Source organism: Acinetobacter sp. YH12072, assembly GCF_013419565.1.
Classification (GTDB): Bacteria; Pseudomonadota; Gammaproteobacteria; order Pseudomonadales; family Moraxellaceae; genus Acinetobacter.
This window is the reverse complement of the sequence record NZ_VOZV01000045.1, coordinates 1-18836: the sequence shown is the minus strand read 5'-3', so window position 1 is coordinate 18836 and position 18836 is coordinate 1. Positions and strand designations below refer to the sequence as shown.

Below are 18836 nucleotides of genomic sequence, written 5' to 3'. Positions count from 1 at the left end.
CTTTCAACTTTTGCCAGTGTTGATCTGTCAGCATGGTACGAGTCATAGCGAATAGTAAAATTGGGTTTGGCGATTTGATTTTACTACTTCGCTATTTTTTTTAAGCTAAAAGTGTCAACACACCCTAATCATTATTATTTTTTCACAACCCATTCAAATCATTTACTTGATATGGCGGATGAATCCGATCAAGTGATGATTCAAAAGTTTGTGAAACAACCTAGTAAGAATGAGTCAAATAAATTTGAGTTTAAAATTTACCGTTGTGACCGCGATCGTGACTTATTGGCATCTTTAGGTGTACGACCTTCTTCTGTTTATTTGGCTAACTGTACAATTTGGGTTGAAGGGATTACGGATCGGCTTTATATCACTAAGTATATGGAAAAATATTTATCTGAATTAGAAAACTCCCATGAGGAGTTGTATAAAAAATATCGTCGTTTCATGCCAAATTATCACTATACGTTTGTTGAATATGCTGGCAGTAACTTAGTGCATTGGTGTTTCAGTGATGATTATGCAGACCAACTAGAAGATAAAGGACTGAGTGCTAAAGCAGTTGCAAGCGAAATGTTACTTATAGCCGATGGTGATATTCAAGGAAAAGCTGACCGTGTTCAAATTTTAAAATCCGAACTTAATAAAGAAAACTATTTTATTCTCTCATGCAAAGAAACAGAAAATACGCTACCTAAGGATTCAATCATTAGAGTAGCTCAGAAGAAATTCAGTAAAATGAAATCTAAGACTAAACAAGGATTTAATATTGAAAAATTAGAGGAAATCAGCTCATTAGATTATTTTGATCATAAAGATTATAGAATAGGTAAACTATTAGATGATCAAATACGAAATACTAGAACCTCAACTGATAAAACAGCATTTGCCGATGGTACAGGTGTAGGCACAATTAAATATAAGCTAGATTTTTGCCGTGAAATCATCAAAGATTTTGATGAAAATGCTGATTGGAAGCTTACACCTAAAGCTAAAGAATTATGTGAAAGAATTTTTAAGCATATTGAAAGATGTAATAAATAAATTTTAATCTCCCCTAACCCCTCTTTAATAAAGAGGGGAAATCCCCTCCTTTGGAAAAGGAGGGTTAGGGAGGATTTTTAAGCCACTGGTGCCAAAATAAATAACACCTGTCCTGTTTTCACAGTATGAGCTGATTAAACATTAAACCCAATATGTTTCCCTGTAGGCAGCTCTACATCAATACGCAGCTTTCCACCCATTGCTTCAACATATTTTTTCATTGTCGAAATCTTGAGATCATTACCACGATTCTCAATTGCGGACAGGGAAGGCTGTTTAATCCCTAAAGTTTCAGCCAGTTCTTTTTGAGAAATTTCTAACTCTTCGCGAATCATATGAAGATGTTGCTCAAGCAGCAGCTCTTCTGCCATTTCCTGAATACGAGCCTGACTCTCAGGAGAACGTTTCGCCAATAATTCTTGCAAAGTTTTAGCCATATCAGTTTACTCCTAAAGATTTCAAATGCAGTGAATACTGTTCATCTGCAATTGCCAGCATCTCTGTATAGAAACGCTTATTGCCACTTTTATCACCAATGCAGAGTACGATTGCCTGTCTTAACGGATCAAAAGCAAAAAATGCCCGGATTGGTTTTCCTCTATGTTGAACACGTAGCTCTTTCATATTGGTATATTTAGAGTTATATATTGTGTCTACCAAAGGTCGCCCAAGACTTGGCCCTTGACTCTGTAATACCACCAAAGCTGCTAAGACTTTTTCTTGTGTCGATTCGTCCTGTTGTTCAAGCCATTCATTAAATACATCTGTGGTCAGTACCGTCCACATACCACAACCCAAATATAGACTATAAGCTATATATTACTAATGTCCACTCTATACTGCAAATAAAAAACCGCCCTTATGGACGGTCTTTAAAAGTTCCCTCCTTTTTCAAAGGAGGATTAGGGAAATTCTTTAAGCCACTGGTGCTAACGTAAACAACACCTGCCCTGTTTTCACCGTTTGCCCTTTCTCAATCGTAATCGTATCTACACGCATACGTTCAGGAGCAATAATTGGAATCTCAATCTTCATCGCTTCAATCACGGCCAAGGTGGCACCTTCTTCCACGATATCGCCAGACTGACATTCAATTTTCCAGATTGAACCCGGCATATGTGATTCCACCGCACAACCACCTTCCGGAATAGTCACAGTTTCACCATCATCGACTGCATCCAGACTTTCAGACACGTATTCTGCCAGTCCAGCTTCATGCCAGCGACGGCGTTCTGTTTCAAAGTTCGCTTGTTGTGTTGCCTTAAACTCGCTAATGGTGTCGGCATTGTCGGTCAGGAACTGGTTGTACTCTTTCAGGTTCAACACACCTTCTTCAATACGCAGTTTCAGACGGCCTGCCTTAAAGTCCTCACGCATTTGCATCAGTTCTTCTTCAGACACTTCATAGAACTTGATCTGGTCAAAGAAGCGCAGTAACCATGGCTTGCCTTGCTCGAAGTCGGCATTTTTACGGTAACGCGACCACATTTGCGTAGTACGACCGACAAACTGATAACCACCCGGGCCTTCCATACCATATACGCACATATAAGCACCACCGATCCCTACAGCATTTTCAGGCGTCCAGGTACGTGCAGGGTTATATTTCGTTGTGACTAAACGTTGACGCGGATCAAGCGGGGTTGCCACAGGTGCACCTAAATATACATCGCCTAGGCCCATCACCAGATAGCTGGCGTTATACACCACATCTTTGACTGCCTGTTTATCTTTCAAACCATTAATACGGCGGATAAATTCGATATTGTCCGGACACCATGGCGCATCTGGACGCACAGTTTGCATATAGCGTTCAGTTGCCAACTGGGTTTGCGAATCTTCCCAAGCAAGTGGCAGATATACCGTACGCGATGGCACTTCCATTTCAGTCACATCAGGCAATTCAGTTTCAGCCACTTGCAACAGGCGCAACAGGTCGAGCTGATCCAGCTTGATAGAATCAAAATGGATTTGCAGCGAACGAATGCCCGGTGTCAGGTCAATAATGCCCGGAATATTCTGTTTTTGAACCCATTGCATCAAGGCATGGATGCGGAAACGCAGGTTCAGATCTAGTACCAACTCGCCATATTCCACTAACATATAGTTGTTACCCGCTGGTCGATACACCACGTCCGGCGCACCGTTTTCACCTTTTAAGGTATCCAGTACGGCATTTTTCAACGTAGCCAGTTCCGGATAGAAGGATTCATTAAATGAAACTTCCTGAGTACCCAGTGCTTCGAGTTGTGCATGATATTTTTCATTTAGCAATTTGGCTTGGTGATAGCTGACTGGAACAAATTTCACTTTGTCACCGGCTTTGAGCTGACCCAGTTTCCACAGCTCAGAATTGATCACCACCGCTGGACAAACAAACCCCCCCAAACTTGGGCCATCTGGACCGAGAATAATTGGCATATCGCCTGTAAAGTCGATCGCACCAATCGCATACGCGTTGTCATGAATATTGGATGGATGCAGACCGGCTTCACCACCATCTTCACGTGCCCATTCCGGCTTTGGACCAATCAGGCGGATACCGGTACGGCTAGAGTTAAAGTGAATCTCAAAATTATTGGCAAAGAAGGTATCAATGTCCTTTTTGGTGAAGAAATCTGGCGCACCATGCGGGCCATACATCACCGCAATTTCCCATTCATGGCTGAAAGTCGGAATTTGCGCTGGCGCTAGTGCTTTCACTTCATCGCTTGTGAATGCCGTAATTGGAAGCATATCGCCAATCAGCAAGTTGCGCCCTGCATGACCACCAAACTGCCCCAAAGTAAAGGTCGCTTGTGAACCTAAATATTCAGGCACATTCAGACCGCTCTTAATGCCGATATAAGTCCGGCAACCTGTGGCAATTTTGCCACATTTTAAAATCTGACCTTTACACACATTCACGGTTTGCCACATTGGCACAGCCACACCATCCAGTGTTGATGGCATGTCACCACCGGCCAATACAATCTGGCTGTCACAATGGAATTTTAAAGTTGGCCCTTGCAGGGTACATTCTAGACCCGCTGTATTTGGGGCATTACCTAATAACTGGTTTGCCACATTTAATGACAATGGGTCAATCGCACCTGATGGCGGCACACCGACATCCCAGTAGCCCAAACGACCTGTCACATCTTGCACAGCAGTTTGAATGCCCGCTTGTAGCACTTCAACTTTTTGGGTTTTCCATTCAAAAGTATTCAGGAAACGCGTGGTTTGTGTACCAGCTTTAAACACCTCACCATCAATAATGTTTTGTAGATATTCCAGGTTGGTTTCGATACCCGCCACTTGAGTTTTCGACAGTGTATCCGTCATCGCCTGAATGGCTGCGTCACGATCATCTGCTGTGACAATGATTTTAGCAATCATTGGATCATAGAAAGATGATACATTCGATCCGGTTTCCACCCAGGTTTCGTTACGTGCATTATCATCAAACTCGACATAAGTCAGCAGACCGGCACTTGGCTGGAAGTTCTTGATCGGGTCTTCGGCATAGAGACGTACCTGAATCGAATGACCTTTGGATTCCAGTTGCCCGGTTGGTGCAGCCCAGTCACCGCTGGCAAGTGTCACCATCCATTCTACCAGGTCCACACCAAAGACTTGCTCCGTCACACCGTGTTCGACTTGAAGACGGGTATTCACTTCAAGAAAGTAGAATTCCTGGGTGTCGGTATCCATCACGAATTCAACCGTACCGGCAGAACGGTAATTCACTGACTCCATCAGCTGAATCGCGACATTCTGGATATAGGCACGTTGCTCATCGCTAATGTGCGGTGCTGGCGTTTCCTCGATCACTTTCTGGTTACGGCGTTGTACCGAACAATCGCGTTCACCAAGAGCAATTACCTTGCCTTGGCCATCACCAAAAATCTGCACTTCAATGTGACGGGCATTTTGTACAAATTTTTCCAGGTACAGACCGGCATCTTTGAAGTTGGCTTGTGCTAAATATGAAACTGTTGCATAGGCATCTTTCAGCTCAGCTTCGTTCCAGACCAGACGCATGCCGATCCCGCCACCACCCGCAGTACTTTTCAACATGACTGGATAGCCGATACGTTCAGCTTCGGCCAGGGCTTCTGCTTCATCTGCCAGTAACTGGCTACCTGGCAGTAATGGTACGTTAGCCTGAATTGCCAGCTCACGCGCTGTATGCTTTAAACCAAAAGCACGCATTTGTGCCGAGTTTGGCCCAATGAAAGCAATGCCTTGTGCTTCACACAGATCGCAGAATTCTGCATTTTCAGACAGGAAGCCATAGCCCGGGTGAATTGCTTGAGCACCGGTCTGTTTCGCCACTTCCAGAATTTTTTCGACATTTAAATAGCTTTGGCTGGCTGGAGCTTCACCAATATACACAGCTTCATCCGCAAGAGTGACATGTAGAGAATCACGGTCTGCTTCAGAATAAACGGCGACAGACTGAATCCCCAGTTTTTTCAGGGTACGGATCACGCGGCAGACAATCGCGCCACGGTTGGCAATCAGAACTTTATCAAACATGACTTAAGCCTCCTCGCCTTCACGCACAACCAGCTGGATTTGTGTCGGGTTGTAGGCATTACATGGGTTGTTCAGTTGTGGACAGTTCGAGATCAGTACGATCAGGTCCATTTCTGCCTTGATTTCCACATACTTGCCAGGGGCAGAAATACCATCATCAAATTTCAGGTGACCATCAGCAGTCACCGGCACATTCATAAAGAAGTTGATGTTTGGACCGATGTGACGCACGTTTAAGCCATGTTTTTTTGCCACTGGATGTTTTGCCAGCGCATACATAAAGTTGTTACGGCAGCTGTGCATTGGGTATGTGTCATGTGCATAACGGACGGTATTACTTTCACATGAACATCCACCGCCTAAAGTGTCGTGACGGCCGCAGTTGTCATCATGGATCACGGCAATGGCACGGCCAAAGTTACTGTATAAAGTGGTGCCTTTTTCCAGATAAATCTGCTGGTTAATCGCCAGTGTATCGGTTGTGCTATAACGCTCTTCTGGGTTTTCAGCCGAGATAAATAAGGTATCGACTGCCTGATTCCCTTCCAGATCGATGATACGGAAATACTGGTCTTTTTTGACTTCGCACATCCATGCTTCACCGGCAGGACAGATTTCGCTAAGTACGGTTTTTTCGAATTGTTGTAGAGCTGTCATTGTTATTCTCCTGCCTTAAACATTAGAAAGTGCGTAGTAACGTGCATTATTCTGGAATGCACGCTGGTTCTGTGGACAGGAGTCACGGCAGATATCAGTTTCGCCTAAGCTATTGGCTTTAAATAGGGATAACTGGATGTCTGCCGGTTGATATTCCGTACTGTTATCCAGACCATGCGGTGCAGCAGACAGGAACACCAGACAGTCCATTTCAAAACGCAGTTCAATGATTTGATCAGTATTGTCTGAAGGCACATAAGACAATGCCCCCGCATCATTTGGCGTAACTTTAGAGAATAGATTCACAGTCGCACTGAGGTCAGTCTGGCCTAAAGAGAATTTGGATAATTCAACCAACAGACCATCTAAACCGCTTTGGTACATGTCATTGCGGGCATCCTGGAAGGTACGGATGCCAAACTGTTTTTCAATCTGTTCAGGACGGGATGGCCCGCAGAAAGTATCGTTCCAGCCAGCTTCATCTTTGACGATGGATGCCATCACACGACCCAGATCGGAATACAGCACATTCCCTGCTGTCAGGTATGCGGTATGTTGGCCTTTCAGGCTGTCTGGCATGTTGTAACGTTCCAGTTTGTCTTCAGCATTGACACAGAACAGGGAAACATTGGCATTGGCACCGAGTGCCTTGAATTGCAGAACCGCGCCTTTTTGAATGCGCCCGGACCAATGATGCCCTCCCGGCAGGATTTCAGTCCAAAGTGTTTGATTGTTATGGTACTTATTGTCTATTGCGCCCATTTGCATGACCTCTCTAAGGTTTTTGTTCCAACCTCCCGGGCTTTTATCCCTCCGTGTAGCTCAAATCGAGCCGTGAACTCTCGGTCTCAGGCGCAGTTTTTTGAAAAAACTGCCGGAACCCTAGATCACTTTATGATGTGTAAATAAATGCAAATGACGTGCCAATTTAGTATTACGATTTTTATTATTAGTAATACTTAAAATGCTCAAAATAAGTTCATTTTACGAATTTATTGATAAATACAGTCTGGATGTGCACCCAAACTGGACTTTTTATCTCTATCCAAAAACGGGATAATGGCGGTGAAAGAGAATTGGGTGTGACATGTTTAAAGATAAAAAGCTGGTATGTTTTGACCTGGATGGGACCTTGATTGATTCAGTGGGAATCTGGAACCAAGTCGATGCTGCCCTGATTCAGGAATTGTCGGGGATCGAAATCGGTCTGGATCAGATTCAGCAACAGCGTGACCTGCAACTGAAAGCCTTTAGACATATGCCCGATCCTTATCTGGAATATTGTGGCTATTTAAAAGAGCTATATGGTTTTGAACCCAGCAAGGAAGAGGTTAAAAACCGTCGTTATCATATTTCACGGCATTTTCTGGATCATGTGATAGAACTCAAACCGCAAGCTGAGCTGCTGATTCAAGCCTTAAAACAGCAAGGGATACAATTGGCACTCACGACTACCACTAGTTTATTCAATGTGCAGCGTTATCAGGACAATAACCAGAAGATTAATCAGAAAATCAGTTTTGATGATGATTTTGCGATTATTTTGACTCGTGAAAATGTTGAGAATATCAAACCGCATCCAGAAGTGTATTTAAATGCGCTCCAGCATTTTGAAATTGAGGCTAAAGATTGCCTGATTGTTGAAGACTCTTTAATTGGGGTGGAAGCTGCCAACAATGCGGGAATTGATGTCGTTGCAATTTACGACCAGTATTCTGCGCATGAAATGGATTTGATCAAAGCCAAGGCAGATTATTTTGTAGAAGATTTTGCTGGTCTCATAAAATTGGTGAATTAAAAAAATGCCATGAATCCTTTCTGATCATGGCATTTTTCGTGTTATCTCTGAATTGATTAGATTAGAGCATTATTTGGCTTTTTTATAGACGGAGCCTGAGCCGACCAGATTGCCAGTTTTTTCGTCAATCGCGAAATCAACGACACCTGTACCTGAATTAATCTGAAGCAGACCATTATCAGCGACTGAAGCTGGCATCGGATTTTTCTTGTCGGTTTTGCCGCTTTCTTTGTCTTTAATGGTATTGGTAATGAAATAGTTTTCACCATTTTTGGAAATCACCAGGATATTTTCCAATTTTGGATTTTCCAGTGTATTTTTCCAGTTCCCCTGATAATCTGGTGCTGGAGTTTCTGAGGAATTACACGCGGTTAACAGCAATAACAGTGAGATGCCTGAAAAATATTTAAGATATTTCAAAACTGAGACCTTGAATGATAGAACGCGGCCATTATAAAAAGAACCTCCTTGAGGTAAACGCTTAGCTTGTAGGCGAAGCGTTTCAGCGGTAGTAAATCTGTCCCGCCTTCGTCATTTTTTGAAAATCATCTTCATATTTCATTCATAAATTCGTGTGAACTGACCACTTTTTAACAGATAAAAAAATCCTCAATAGACCATCCAAATCTATTGAGGAGTACCAAACTGGATAATAGAGAAACCTTAAAAAATTAATTTACAAGTTTGGATTTAAAGTAACGAAACACCGATTTAACTGCGTGAGTTTTTTCTGCAATTTGCTGATTCCATTCATTTGGTAGTGAGCATTTCGCCAGTCTGACCCATACAGTCGAGAACTGTTTCATAAAGCTGGCTTCGTTATAGTGAACCCCATACTCAGCGCATAAGGCTTTGATTTTTGGTGCAACTTCAGCATAACGGTTTGCTGGCATATCTGGGAACAGATGATGCTCAATCTGATGGCTTAAATTCCCACTCAGAATATGCAACCAGTTCGCGCCACTGAAGTTGCTCGAACCACGGATCTGACGCAGATACCATTCCGCACGGGTTTCATTGTCGGTATTGTCCATTTCAAAGGTTTCTGCATCTTCAGTGAAATGTCCATTAAAGATCACCGCAGACGCCCATAGGCTACGAATCACATTGGCAACCGCATTCCCAGTAAATACTGGAATGGCATTTGGGCCAGCAATAATCGGGAAAAATACATAATCTTTCAGAACCTGACGGCGCATTTTTTTGCGTAAAGGTGCTGCTTCTTCCCAGACCTGTTTCCAGGTTTTGGTTTTATAGGCAATTACATCTTCCAGATGCAAACGCTGTACACCCACATACCATTCAAAGAACACCATCAACTGAATGGTTAAAGGAATATTCCAGATAAAACGTAGTTCCCACGGCTGAGATTCACTGACACGGATCAGACCATAACCGACATCATGATCCATACCGACAATATTAGTATACGTGTGGTGAATATAATTATGCGTGTATTTCCAGTCATCCCCAGTGGAAATAGTATCCCAATCATAAGTCGAACCATTCAGACTCGGATCATTCATCCAGTCGAACTGGCCGTGCATCACATTATGGCCAAGTTCCATATTTTCCACGATTTTCGAGATACCCAATAAGCCTGTTCCCGCTAACCAGACCGGTGGCAACCAGCCTGCGACCATCAGCATGCCACGGGAAGCAATCTCGCTATAACGTACAAAATTACGGATTTTATAAATATATTCTGCGTCTTTTTCGCCCAAATCTTCCATTACTTCACGGCGGATAGCATCAACCTTGGCACCGAACTCTTCAACCTGTTCCGGGCTTAGAAATTGAGATTTACTGTGTTTTTTAAAATCAATTTGCATATTCATGGGAGCACCTTCTTATTCGTTTAGTAATGGTTGAAATAGCTTATAAATTAATCACCACAGGACTGACGGCCTGTGAAATACAAAGTTTGATTGGAGTATTGCTGCCGTGGTCGATCTCACCCGTCAGCATGTTTTTAACTGAACCGCTGACTTTGGTACATGAGCAAGTATTACAAATGCCCATACGGCAACCATGCGCTGGACGAAGACCCGCCTGCTCTGCACTTTCCAGCAGATTAGATTCTGCCTGGAATTCCTGCTGCGATCTTAAAAACTGTACAGGCTGTGCTTTCACTTTTTCATCCATCGCAATCTGGAAATATTCAGAATGGAAGCTGGATTTCACCGCCAGTTTATCGGCAATTTTGAGTGCAGTTTTCATCATTCCCGCTGAACCACAGGCATAGATTTCACGCTGTTCAAAGTCTGGTACCAGCTTGTTTAGCAATTGCTGGCTCAGATGTTGCTTATGCTCGACTGTATTAAAATGATGATATTTCAGATGAGGATGCATCAACGCCAAGGTTTTGATCTCGGCATGAAATGCATCATCACGGGTGAAATAGATTAGATCAATCGGATGCTGAAACTGCACGACTGCTTTTTGCAATAAGGAATAAATTGCAGTAATGCCACTGCCTGATGCCAGAAACAGAATCGGTTTAGGAGAGTTTAATAAGGTAAATTCGCCCTGTGGCTGAGACAGCTCGACCACTGCACCTAGTTGCAATAAAGTTAGGGCACGCGACACTTTACCTTGCTGCTTGACTGCAATAATCACATCACCATTTTTTAAAATGGTCACGATAGAATAATGACGTTGATGACGTACTCCATCCAGACGCAGAGTCACCGCGATATTTTGACCGGCCTGAAATGATCCGCGGTTAAAGTTATAATTTGGACGTAACTGGATTTTGAAAAAGTCTGGGCTAACCGCCTGAATATTCACGACCGATGCTTTGACTTTTTTGAGTGCCCAGGTTGGATGGATTTTTTCACCAACAAAATCAATGAAATCTTCACGAATCCAATGCGGCTTGTAGGTTGTCATACTTGTCATTTTTATCCCCTCTATTCCGCAGACAGCATTAATGTACAACTGTCTATTTATTATGTAGTCCAGAATAAAGAATTTTGAAGCTCACACCATGTCAATGTAGGTCAAATTATGTGCTTAGAAACCATAGTTGGACTTTTTGTAAGACAATCCTAGCCAGAAAGTGCTGTTAAAACTGTATGAACTGAATAAATTGCTTTTTTGGTCTGTATATTTTTAGCAAAAACATATAAAAAAACTGACCTCTATATAAGAGATCAGTTTCTGTTTTAAATATTCGGTGAGTTAAAAAGGCAAAATTTTACCTTTTAAAGAAATAGCTTAACCTACGGCCTGTTCCAGCAAGATAGAGCCATAAAGTTCACGCAGGTCTTTTTTCAGCATCTTGCCGGTTCCACTTAACGGAATAGAATCTACAAAGATCACGCGATCCGGAATTTGCCATTTAGCGACCTTGTCCGCATAGTAATCCAGCATTTCAGCTTCACTCACATGACTCTCTGGCTTTTTAATCGCAATCAGAACGGGACGCTCATCCCATTTAGGATGCTGTGCCGCAATCACGGCAGCCATGGCAATTTCAGGATGTCCCATCGCCATATTTTCAAGATCGACTGAAGAGATCCATTCACCGCCTGACTTGATCAGATCTTTGGAACGGTCACACAGCTTCATAAATCCATCTTCATTTAAGGTAGCAATATCTCCGGTATCAAACCATCCATCTGCTGTGAGCGTAGATTCTTCCTTGCCAAAATAATGATCAATGATCCAGTGCCCTTTAATCTGCAGATTGCCTATGGTTTCACCATCTCGGGCAATTTCCTGGGTTCCTTTTTCTTCATCGGTTAAACGTAAATCAACGCCAAACGGTGGACGACCTTGAGACAAGCGAATCTGCATTTTTTCTTCATCCGCCAGATCAAGGTGTTTGGTTTTTAGCTGATTGGCACTACCAAGTGGACTGGTTTCAGTCATCCCCCAAGCATGAATGGTTTCGCAGTTAAACTGCTCTTTAAAGGTTTTCAGCATAGCCGGTGGACAGGCAGAACCACCGACCACATTCCGTTTCAGGCTTTCCAGTTTTGAACCACTTTGCTGGGCAGCCGCAATCAGCCCTTGCCAGATCGTCGGAACACCTAAAGCCACAGAGACTTTATACGTATCAATCAGATTAACCAGACTAGCTCCATCCAGGCCTGGCCCCGGCAACACCAAGGTACAACCGACCATGGCAGCGGCATATGGGGTTCCCCAGGCATTGACATGGAACATTGGTACCACCGGCAGCATGATGTCACGCGCTGCCACATTCAGGGAATCCGGCATGATAATCGCATAACTATGCAGCACTGTTGAGCGATGGCTATATAAAACCCCTTTCGGATTTCCAGTCGTACCGGAGGTATAACACAGTGAACTTGCTGTATTTTCATCCAGTTCAGGCCAGTCAAATTCTGCAGATTGCTGGGCAAGCAAATCGTCATAAAACTGAACTTCCGGAATGGCTTCACGAATCGACGAATCTTCAGCATCCAGACAGATATACTGTTCTACAGTTTTTAATAACGGTTTGACGGCTTTAATTAAAGGTGCAAAGGTTTTATCAAACAGCAGTATTCGATCGGCAGCATCATTGATAATAAATACCAGCTGTTCCGGAAATAACCGCGGGTTAATGGTATGGCAAATCAGTCCACTTCCCGAAATGGCATACCAAGATTCTAGATGTCGATGATTATTCCAGGCAATGGTTGCAACCCGGTCGCCGAGTGTCAGACCGAATTGCTGTAATACATTGGCAAAACGTTTCGAGTTTTCCCGGATTTCTCCCCAATTGGTCTTTTTAATGCTGGTATCGGTATTTTTAGAAATGATCTCGGTATCGGCATGATAACGACCGGCATGTTCAATCATGCTGCTGATCAGTAAGGGCTGGAACATCATATTTCCGAGCATGCTTCACTCCTTTATCCTTGTTGTTTGTCCATCTGCTATATCGTTGTTATTTCTGTATGATGCGCTGGCGAAAAGCCTGTATTCATTTTTATCATCAAACAGTCTGAATCTAGCAAGGAAATCTGACTTTGTGAGTGTCAAATTGTGACAAAGTCATAGAGTGGATGCAGAAAAAGTAGAAAATAAAACTGGTAATGTGTGGCATAAAAAAAGCCCCAATTTAGATTGGGGCGATGATAGTGTTCAGGGAGAAGAGAATTTTAAAAGCCGCTCATCATAATTTTGTCTGCATTTACTACAAAGATAACGCCGAGGCAGAATAAACCAGTATAAAGTGCAAACCAGAGAATCATCTTCTTGAATGCTGCATCAGAAATACTGCTATCCGCATATTTTGGTGCTTTGTTGTCTTCTGAATTCATATGATCACCCATAGGTTGGTCTGGCGTTATGAGTTTTATTATCAGCAGACCTAAATCAACTGTATAGATACAATATTCATTTAAAAAAATATAACAGTTAGCCACTTATTTTTTTGATTTGTTATATTTTAATAACTTATTCATAATATAATTCTGATTATATTAGTACAGTTTAGATTTTATTTTCTTATGTTCAAATCTGAAAAGCTAGCCCAAAATATTCGCCAGATGATTGAAAATGGCGCATGGAAGGCGCATGACAAATTACCTTCATTACGGGAACAAACTGAACTGTCCGGCTATAGCCTGATGACGGTGCTTAATGCCTATCAGGTGCTTGAATCGCAAGGATTGGTCTATGCCAAAGATAAATCTGGCTACTATATTGCGGAGCGACCTCAAACCTATAACAGCAAAGAACCCGCGGTACAGATTGGCTTAAACTCCAAAGTTAAAATTAACTCTGTGGTATTTAATTATTTAAAGTCACTGCAAACTCCAAATATTGCACCTTTTGGTTCAGCTTTTCCAAATGCTGAACTGTTATATAACAGCCGGTTTATGCAGATTTTGGCGCAGCATAGCAAAAGAAAAAGCAGTTATAGCCATCAAAATCATATGCCACCGGGTAATCAGGAATTACGCCAACTGATTGCCAATCGCTATCAGTTACAAGGTATAAACTGTACTTCGGATGACATTGTCATTACTTCTGGTGCCTTGGAAGCCCTCAATCTGTCTTTACAGGCTTTGACTCAACCGGGTGATTTTATCCTGCTCCAGCAAACCATTTTTTATGGTGCCTGGCAGGCGGCTGAACGTTTAGGCTTGCAAGTCATCACAATCCCTGAACATCCGCAGTTTGGTTTTGACCTGGAATCATTTGAACAAGCACTTAAACAGTACCCGATCAAAGTTTGCTGGCTGATGCTGAATGTGCATAATCCGATTGGCTTTACGGTAAATTCAGAGATCAAGCAAAGAATTGCGGAACTGTTGAATGAATATCAGGTATATCTGATTGAAGATGATGTCTATCAGGAACTCAATTACGGCGCTCATAAACCGGTTTCCGTAAAATATTTTGATCAGCATCAACGGGTATTGCACTGCTCTTCATTTTCTAAAACTCTGGGCATGGGTGCGCGGGTCGGCTGGGTTTTCGCTGGCCCATTTTCCGATGCAATCCAGCATTTACAGCTCATGAGTACTTTGACTGTTAGTCCGCTATTACAAAATGCATTGGTTGATTTTCTGTCCCATCATCATTATGAAAAGCATTTGCGCCATTTAAAACAGCAGCTGGAAAAGTATAAGCAAAAGTTTTATCAGGAACTCAAAGCGCGTTTAGATTCAGTCTGTGAAATTTATTATTATTCTAGTGGGTATTTTCTCTGGATCAAATTGCCGGAACAGCTGGATGGTCAGGTTTTATATGAACAGCTGATTCAGCACAATATTGCCATTGCTCCTGCTTTGCTGTTTAAACCGGAACATACCAGCCAGAATTATATTCGCCTGAACTGTTCATTTGACTGGACTTCTGAGATAGAAAATGCAGTCAATGTACTGGCAGAGGTGATCCTGAATCATGCAAAAAGCGTGGATTAATTCATCCACGCTTTAGGTTTCTTATGTTAAATCGCTGGAGCTTAGAAACTGTAAATTGCAACGGCATTCACTCGGTTATCTTCACCTTTTGTACTGCCATTTGGTGCAGCACCCAATGCTTCACGTTCACCATAAACATATTCCAGGCCAAAACTCAGCGGTTTTGTAGGGTTATAGAACACATTGGCCCAAGCCTGCCAAAGGTCTTTGTTCACTGCTGTTAGATTCAGACCAGGAGCAGCAAGATAGCCATTATCTTGGTCGAAATTCATATAACCATAGCCTACTGTGCCACGCAATTTATCATTAAACTGCTGCGTTAGACCGACTGTAATTGAGTCGAATTCACTCTGTAGAAGATCTCCATTAGCAGCTGTAACGACACCTGGATTGGCGTAAGAGACAAAACTGCTATCACCTTTGACATGATAATAATCTGCCTTAAGGCTGGTGCCTGGAACAAACTCGTATTTGGCACCTAAACCTACACCCCATGCAGTTTTTTCATCTTCATTCACGCGTTTTTCATTCCCCATCGCACGCGCGCTAACAGAAAGATTATCCGCAAATTTGTGGTTTAAGCGTGCAGTTAAAGCCGGTAAACGCTGTTTGATTCCCGTAATGGTCGCATCTTTCGGATCTTCTACTGCAAGCACCAGATTGGTCGCTGGACTCAAAGTACTGGTATGACGAATCTGAGGTGTCCGTTTAATTGAACCACCGGCATAAACCAGTGCATCTACCGTCTCAGGTATATAGTCCGGAGTTGCAAAGTTTGACCAGGTTTGACCAATTAACCAGTCAGCATAGCTGATATAGGCATGACGGATACGCAGGTTATCAAAACCAGCTCCACCCAGGAAATCGACCTCAACCTTACCACTTAAGGCCTTATCCCCAGCACCCACGGGCGCTTTAAAATCCATCCCTAAACGGGTGGCTGAAAGCGTGGACTTAAACTCATCACTGCGTTCACCTGTGCCTTCAAGAGGTACCGCATTAATCTGGTTATACATACGTGTCGCTGCACCGCCCTCAGCCTGATAAGAGGCATCAGCACGGATATTACCGTATAAATTAAACTCGGCCCCACTGGCAATTTTCATCACAGATTTGCTCGCAGGCGCTACTGCTGTATTTGCAGGTGCCGGCGTTGCCGCTACAGGTGCAGTCACAGCAGCTGTCTGAGTTTGCTGCTGTTCAATCAGGGCGCGTAGAGCTTGAACTTCCTGACGCAACTGCTCAATTTCCTGCTGATTGGACTGAGCTGGAGTTTGTGCCTGGGTAGACAAGCTAAGGCCCCCTAAACTTATTGCCATCATGCTCATCAGAACCGTGCGTTTTAATGTGATTGTTTGATTATTAAATAATTGTTCCGTGTTCATCCTAAACTCACTTTTTTATTATGCGTCTCGATTCTAGCAACAGATCACCACCGCTTACGATGGCGATCTCTATCATTAGAAGTGTTTTCTTTATTAATTGATATTTAATCCATTAACTTGCTTTTTCAGCGAGAGAATCAGTGCGAATCTCAGGTGCAGCAAGGGCTTGACCTTCTACAGACATTTTTAAGTTCACCAGGAAAATTGCCAGCGCAGCAATCAAACCGGGAATCGCAATTGCAAAGAAGTTCATTTGATGCGGTAAATTCATGGTGAGTAAAGCACCTGTCAATACCGGTCCAACGATCGCACCAATACGTCCAATTCCGGAAGCCCAACCCATGCCGGTAGAGCGCACCGTTGATGGATAATATTGTGCCACGAAGGTATACAGGAGAATTTGTGAACCAATAGTTGCTGCACCGGCCACTGCAATCAAGCTATAAAGCACGAATTGCGGACTGTTATAACCGAGCAGGATTAAAGAAGCTGCCCCGCAAAGAAACATGATGGTCAACACTTTTTTAATATGGAAACGATCTGCCAGATACCCCCCACCAATAGCCCCAATCATGCCGCCAATATTCAGGGCAAACAGGAAAATCATGCTGGCACCCAGTGAATATCCAGCCTGGATCATCAGTTTTGGTAACCAGCTACCCAGTGCATAGACCATTAATAGACACATGAAAAATGCCAGCCAGAACATAAAGGTACTAAATGTGCGGCCTTGCTGAAATAATGCTTTTAAAGGTGCTTCATCGCCTTTTTGCACTTCATTCAGGACAAACTGGGTGTCAGATCCAATTACCTGTGTTGGCGAAATTTTCTGGATAATGCTTTGCGCTTGAGCCGTTTGCTGCTTATTGGTCAGATACATCAGGGATTCTGGTAAATATTTCCAGAGTATCGGCAGAAACAGTAAAGGAGTACCCGCAAGCAAGAACATGATTTTCCAGCCAAACTGTGGCACCAGCCATGCGCCAAGCAAGGCAGATGTCATCCCGCCGATGGCATAGCCACTAAACATCAAAGCGACCAGTGTACTGCGAATCCTTTTTGGTGCGTATTCCGTCATCAGGGCAACGACGTTTGGCATCACGCCACCAATTCCTAGTCCGGCAAGAAAACGTAGAATTCCGAATTCGACAGGTGATGTTGCAAAGGCACCGATAAACGTAAAACCACTAAAGATCGCGACACAGATCATGATGGTTTTTTTACGTCCCAGTTTATCGGACAAAGTGCCAAAGCTCATGGCACCAAACATCATACCGAACAAGGCGGTACTGGCTAACATTCCGGCCTGTACTGCACTGAGTGACCATTCCTGCATCAGTAGCGGTAAAGCCACGCCGTAAATCACCAGGTCATAACCGTCAAAAATAATGATCAGCAAACACCAGATCAGGACGCCCCAATGAAAAGGCGTGAACTTCGCTTCATCGATCAGCGTATTTATATTCACTTTATTTGTAGACATCTCCACCTCCTAATTGTGAAGTTCAATTTATGAGATTCACAATGCAGAAGATGTCCATAAATGTCCAAAACTGAATAGGCATGCTTCTATACCTATAAAGTCTGCCTTAAAGAAAAGGCTTTATTTACTATGCCTTAATGATATTCATCCAAATAAAATGACTTTAATTCAGTCATTAAATAATAATTTCACCTATTTTATATAACATCTAAATATTTTTTAATCTCGTTTAAAACACCGCACGATCATATTTAATCGCTTCAAGATCATAAACCTGATAGACCGCATCAAACAGATAACGAATATATTCACTTTCATCCATATTACGAATCGCCATAAAGACCGGACTGACCGCAAATTCATCTAATAAAGGGATAAAGTTTAAATGAGCCAACCGAATATTCTGGGCACTTTCCGGCACAATACAGACGCCCTCTCCAGCAGCCACAAAGCCAAGCGCCAGTTGCAATTCACTGACTGCACGGATATTTTTCGGCTCTAGTCCATACTCGGAAAATATACCGCGCACTTGGGTAGAAAAATTAGCTTTACCATTATTCGGGTATAAAAAGAGTGGCTGATCCACCAGTTCAGCCAGATTCACGCCATCTCGTTGCGAAAAAAAATGACTAGAATGTGCCGCGACCATCAGCCGTTCTTCCCGCAGCAACACCCGTTTCACTGCCGGATCTGAAATTCTCAAGCGTCCAAAACCGACATCAATCCGCCCTTCTTTAAGTGCCTGAATCTGCTCTGAAGTATTCATTTCAACCATCTCAATTTTGAGCTGGGGATGTTGCTGCTTAAATAGAAACACAATACGCGATAGCAAACCGAACAATAACGAGCCAACAAAACCAATGCTAATGGTGCGATCCGCGATACCAATCCGCTTGGTCATCGATTTGATTTCTTCCGCATTAGACAAAAGTTTGGTGGTGTTTCAAAAAGTATGCTGAAACAAAGCAGGTTGAATTTTGATAAAATAGAGAAATGCGAATAACTCTAGAAATCAAATGTCCAACCTGCCTCAGTGACAGTATAAAGAAAAATGGCAT

The 18836-nt window shown here is 42.9% G+C and carries 14 protein-coding genes, 2 pseudogenes and 1 riboswitch; of the genes and pseudogenes, 3 read left to right on the top strand and 13 right to left on the bottom strand.

Going from position 1 to position 18836, the window contains the following annotated elements:
* Nucleotides 1-126 precede the first annotated feature (126 nt).
* Nucleotides 127-1044: pseudogene (locus FTU19_RS14500) on the top strand (ATP-binding protein); the annotation flags it as partial.
* A gap of 134 nt (nucleotides 1045-1178) precedes the next feature.
* Here FTU19_RS14500 and FTU19_RS14495 read toward each other — a convergent pair.
* From FTU19_RS14495 to FTU19_RS14475, 5 genes are all read right to left on the bottom strand, one after another.
* Nucleotides 1179-1481 carry a helix-turn-helix domain-containing protein gene (locus FTU19_RS14495; protein ID WP_179992579.1) on the bottom strand — a complete coding sequence of 101 codons (303 nt, stop codon included), beginning with the start codon at nucleotides 1479-1481 and terminating at the stop codon, nucleotides 1179-1181.
* Between the two features lies 1 nt (nucleotide 1482).
* The gene (locus tag FTU19_RS14490) at nucleotides 1483-1830 is read right to left on the bottom strand and encodes a type II toxin-antitoxin system RelE/ParE family toxin (protein WP_179992580.1); all 348 of its coding nucleotides are present in this window, start codon (nucleotides 1828-1830) and stop codon (nucleotides 1483-1485) included.
* 129 nt (nucleotides 1831-1959) lie between these two features.
* Nucleotides 1960-5565 (bottom strand): urea carboxylase, encoded by a 3606-nt coding sequence (uca, locus tag FTU19_RS14485; protein WP_180131735.1) that lies wholly within the window; start codon nucleotides 5563-5565, stop codon nucleotides 1960-1962.
* 3 nt (nucleotides 5566-5568) lie between these two features.
* Nucleotides 5569-6222, bottom strand: a complete 654-nt coding sequence (locus tag FTU19_RS14480) for an urea amidolyase associated protein UAAP2 (protein WP_180131733.1) — start codon at nucleotides 6220-6222, stop codon at nucleotides 5569-5571.
* 15 nt (nucleotides 6223-6237) lie between these two features.
* Nucleotides 6238-6984 carry an urea amidolyase associated protein UAAP1 gene (locus FTU19_RS14475; RefSeq protein WP_180131730.1) on the bottom strand — a complete coding sequence of 249 codons (747 nt, stop codon included), beginning with the start codon at nucleotides 6982-6984 and terminating at the stop codon, nucleotides 6238-6240.
* Between the two features lie 30 nt (nucleotides 6985-7014).
* Nucleotides 7015-7119: riboswitch (guanidine-I (ykkC/yxkD leader) on the bottom strand.
* 190 nt (nucleotides 7120-7309) lie between these two features.
* On the opposite strand from FTU19_RS14475, the gene FTU19_RS14470 reads away from it, so the two are divergent.
* Nucleotides 7310-8020, top strand: coding sequence for an HAD family phosphatase (locus tag FTU19_RS14470; protein ID WP_180131727.1), 711 nt, complete (start codon nucleotides 7310-7312; stop codon nucleotides 8018-8020).
* 69 nt (nucleotides 8021-8089) lie between these two features.
* Here FTU19_RS14470 and FTU19_RS14465 read toward each other — a convergent pair whose 3' ends face one another.
* The 5 genes from FTU19_RS14465 to FTU19_RS14445 form a co-directional block, all read right to left on the bottom strand.
* The gene (locus FTU19_RS14465) at nucleotides 8090-8440 is read right to left on the bottom strand and encodes a hypothetical protein (RefSeq protein WP_180131725.1); all 351 of its coding nucleotides are present in this window, start codon (nucleotides 8438-8440) and stop codon (nucleotides 8090-8092) included.
* Nucleotides 8441-8691: 251 nt separating this feature from the next.
* Nucleotides 8692-9858, bottom strand: a complete 1167-nt coding sequence (locus FTU19_RS14460) for an acyl-CoA desaturase (protein ID WP_180131722.1) — start codon at nucleotides 9856-9858, stop codon at nucleotides 8692-8694.
* A 40-nt stretch (nucleotides 9859-9898) separates the two neighbouring features.
* Complete coding sequence (locus tag FTU19_RS14455) at nucleotides 9899-10921, bottom strand: flavin reductase family protein (protein ID WP_180002026.1); 1023 nt, start codon at nucleotides 10919-10921, stop codon at nucleotides 9899-9901.
* A gap of 318 nt (nucleotides 10922-11239) precedes the next feature.
* Nucleotides 11240-12877: a long-chain-fatty-acid--CoA ligase gene (locus FTU19_RS14450; RefSeq protein WP_180017337.1), complete on the bottom strand. Its 1638-nt coding sequence runs from the start codon at nucleotides 12875-12877 to the stop codon at nucleotides 11240-11242.
* A gap of 260 nt (nucleotides 12878-13137) precedes the next feature.
* On the bottom strand, nucleotides 13138-13299 hold the full coding sequence (locus tag FTU19_RS14445) for a hypothetical protein (protein ID WP_166138668.1): 162 nt from the start codon (nucleotides 13297-13299) through the stop codon (nucleotides 13138-13140).
* A 189-nt stretch (nucleotides 13300-13488) separates the two neighbouring features.
* Here FTU19_RS14445 and FTU19_RS14440 point away from each other — a divergent pair, with 189 nt between their 5' ends.
* Nucleotides 13489-14910 (top strand): PLP-dependent aminotransferase family protein, encoded by a 1422-nt coding sequence (locus FTU19_RS14440; RefSeq protein ID WP_104426115.1) that lies wholly within the window; start codon nucleotides 13489-13491, stop codon nucleotides 14908-14910.
* Between the two features lie 41 nt (nucleotides 14911-14951).
* Here FTU19_RS14440 and FTU19_RS14435 read toward each other — a convergent pair whose 3' ends face one another.
* The 3 genes and pseudogenes from FTU19_RS14435 to FTU19_RS14425 all read right to left on the bottom strand — a co-directional run.
* The gene (locus tag FTU19_RS14435; protein ID WP_180131719.1) at nucleotides 14952-16295 is read right to left on the bottom strand and encodes a DcaP family trimeric outer membrane transporter; all 1344 of its coding nucleotides are present in this window, start codon (nucleotides 16293-16295) and stop codon (nucleotides 14952-14954) included.
* Between the two features lie 112 nt (nucleotides 16296-16407).
* Nucleotides 16408-17778, bottom strand: a complete 1371-nt coding sequence (locus tag FTU19_RS14430; RefSeq protein WP_180131716.1) for an MFS transporter — start codon at nucleotides 17776-17778, stop codon at nucleotides 16408-16410.
* Nucleotides 17779-18007: 229 nt separating this feature from the next.
* Nucleotides 18008-18721, bottom strand: a pseudogene (locus FTU19_RS14425) (LysR substrate-binding domain-containing protein); the annotation flags it as partial.
* Nucleotides 18722-18836 lie beyond the last annotated feature (115 nt).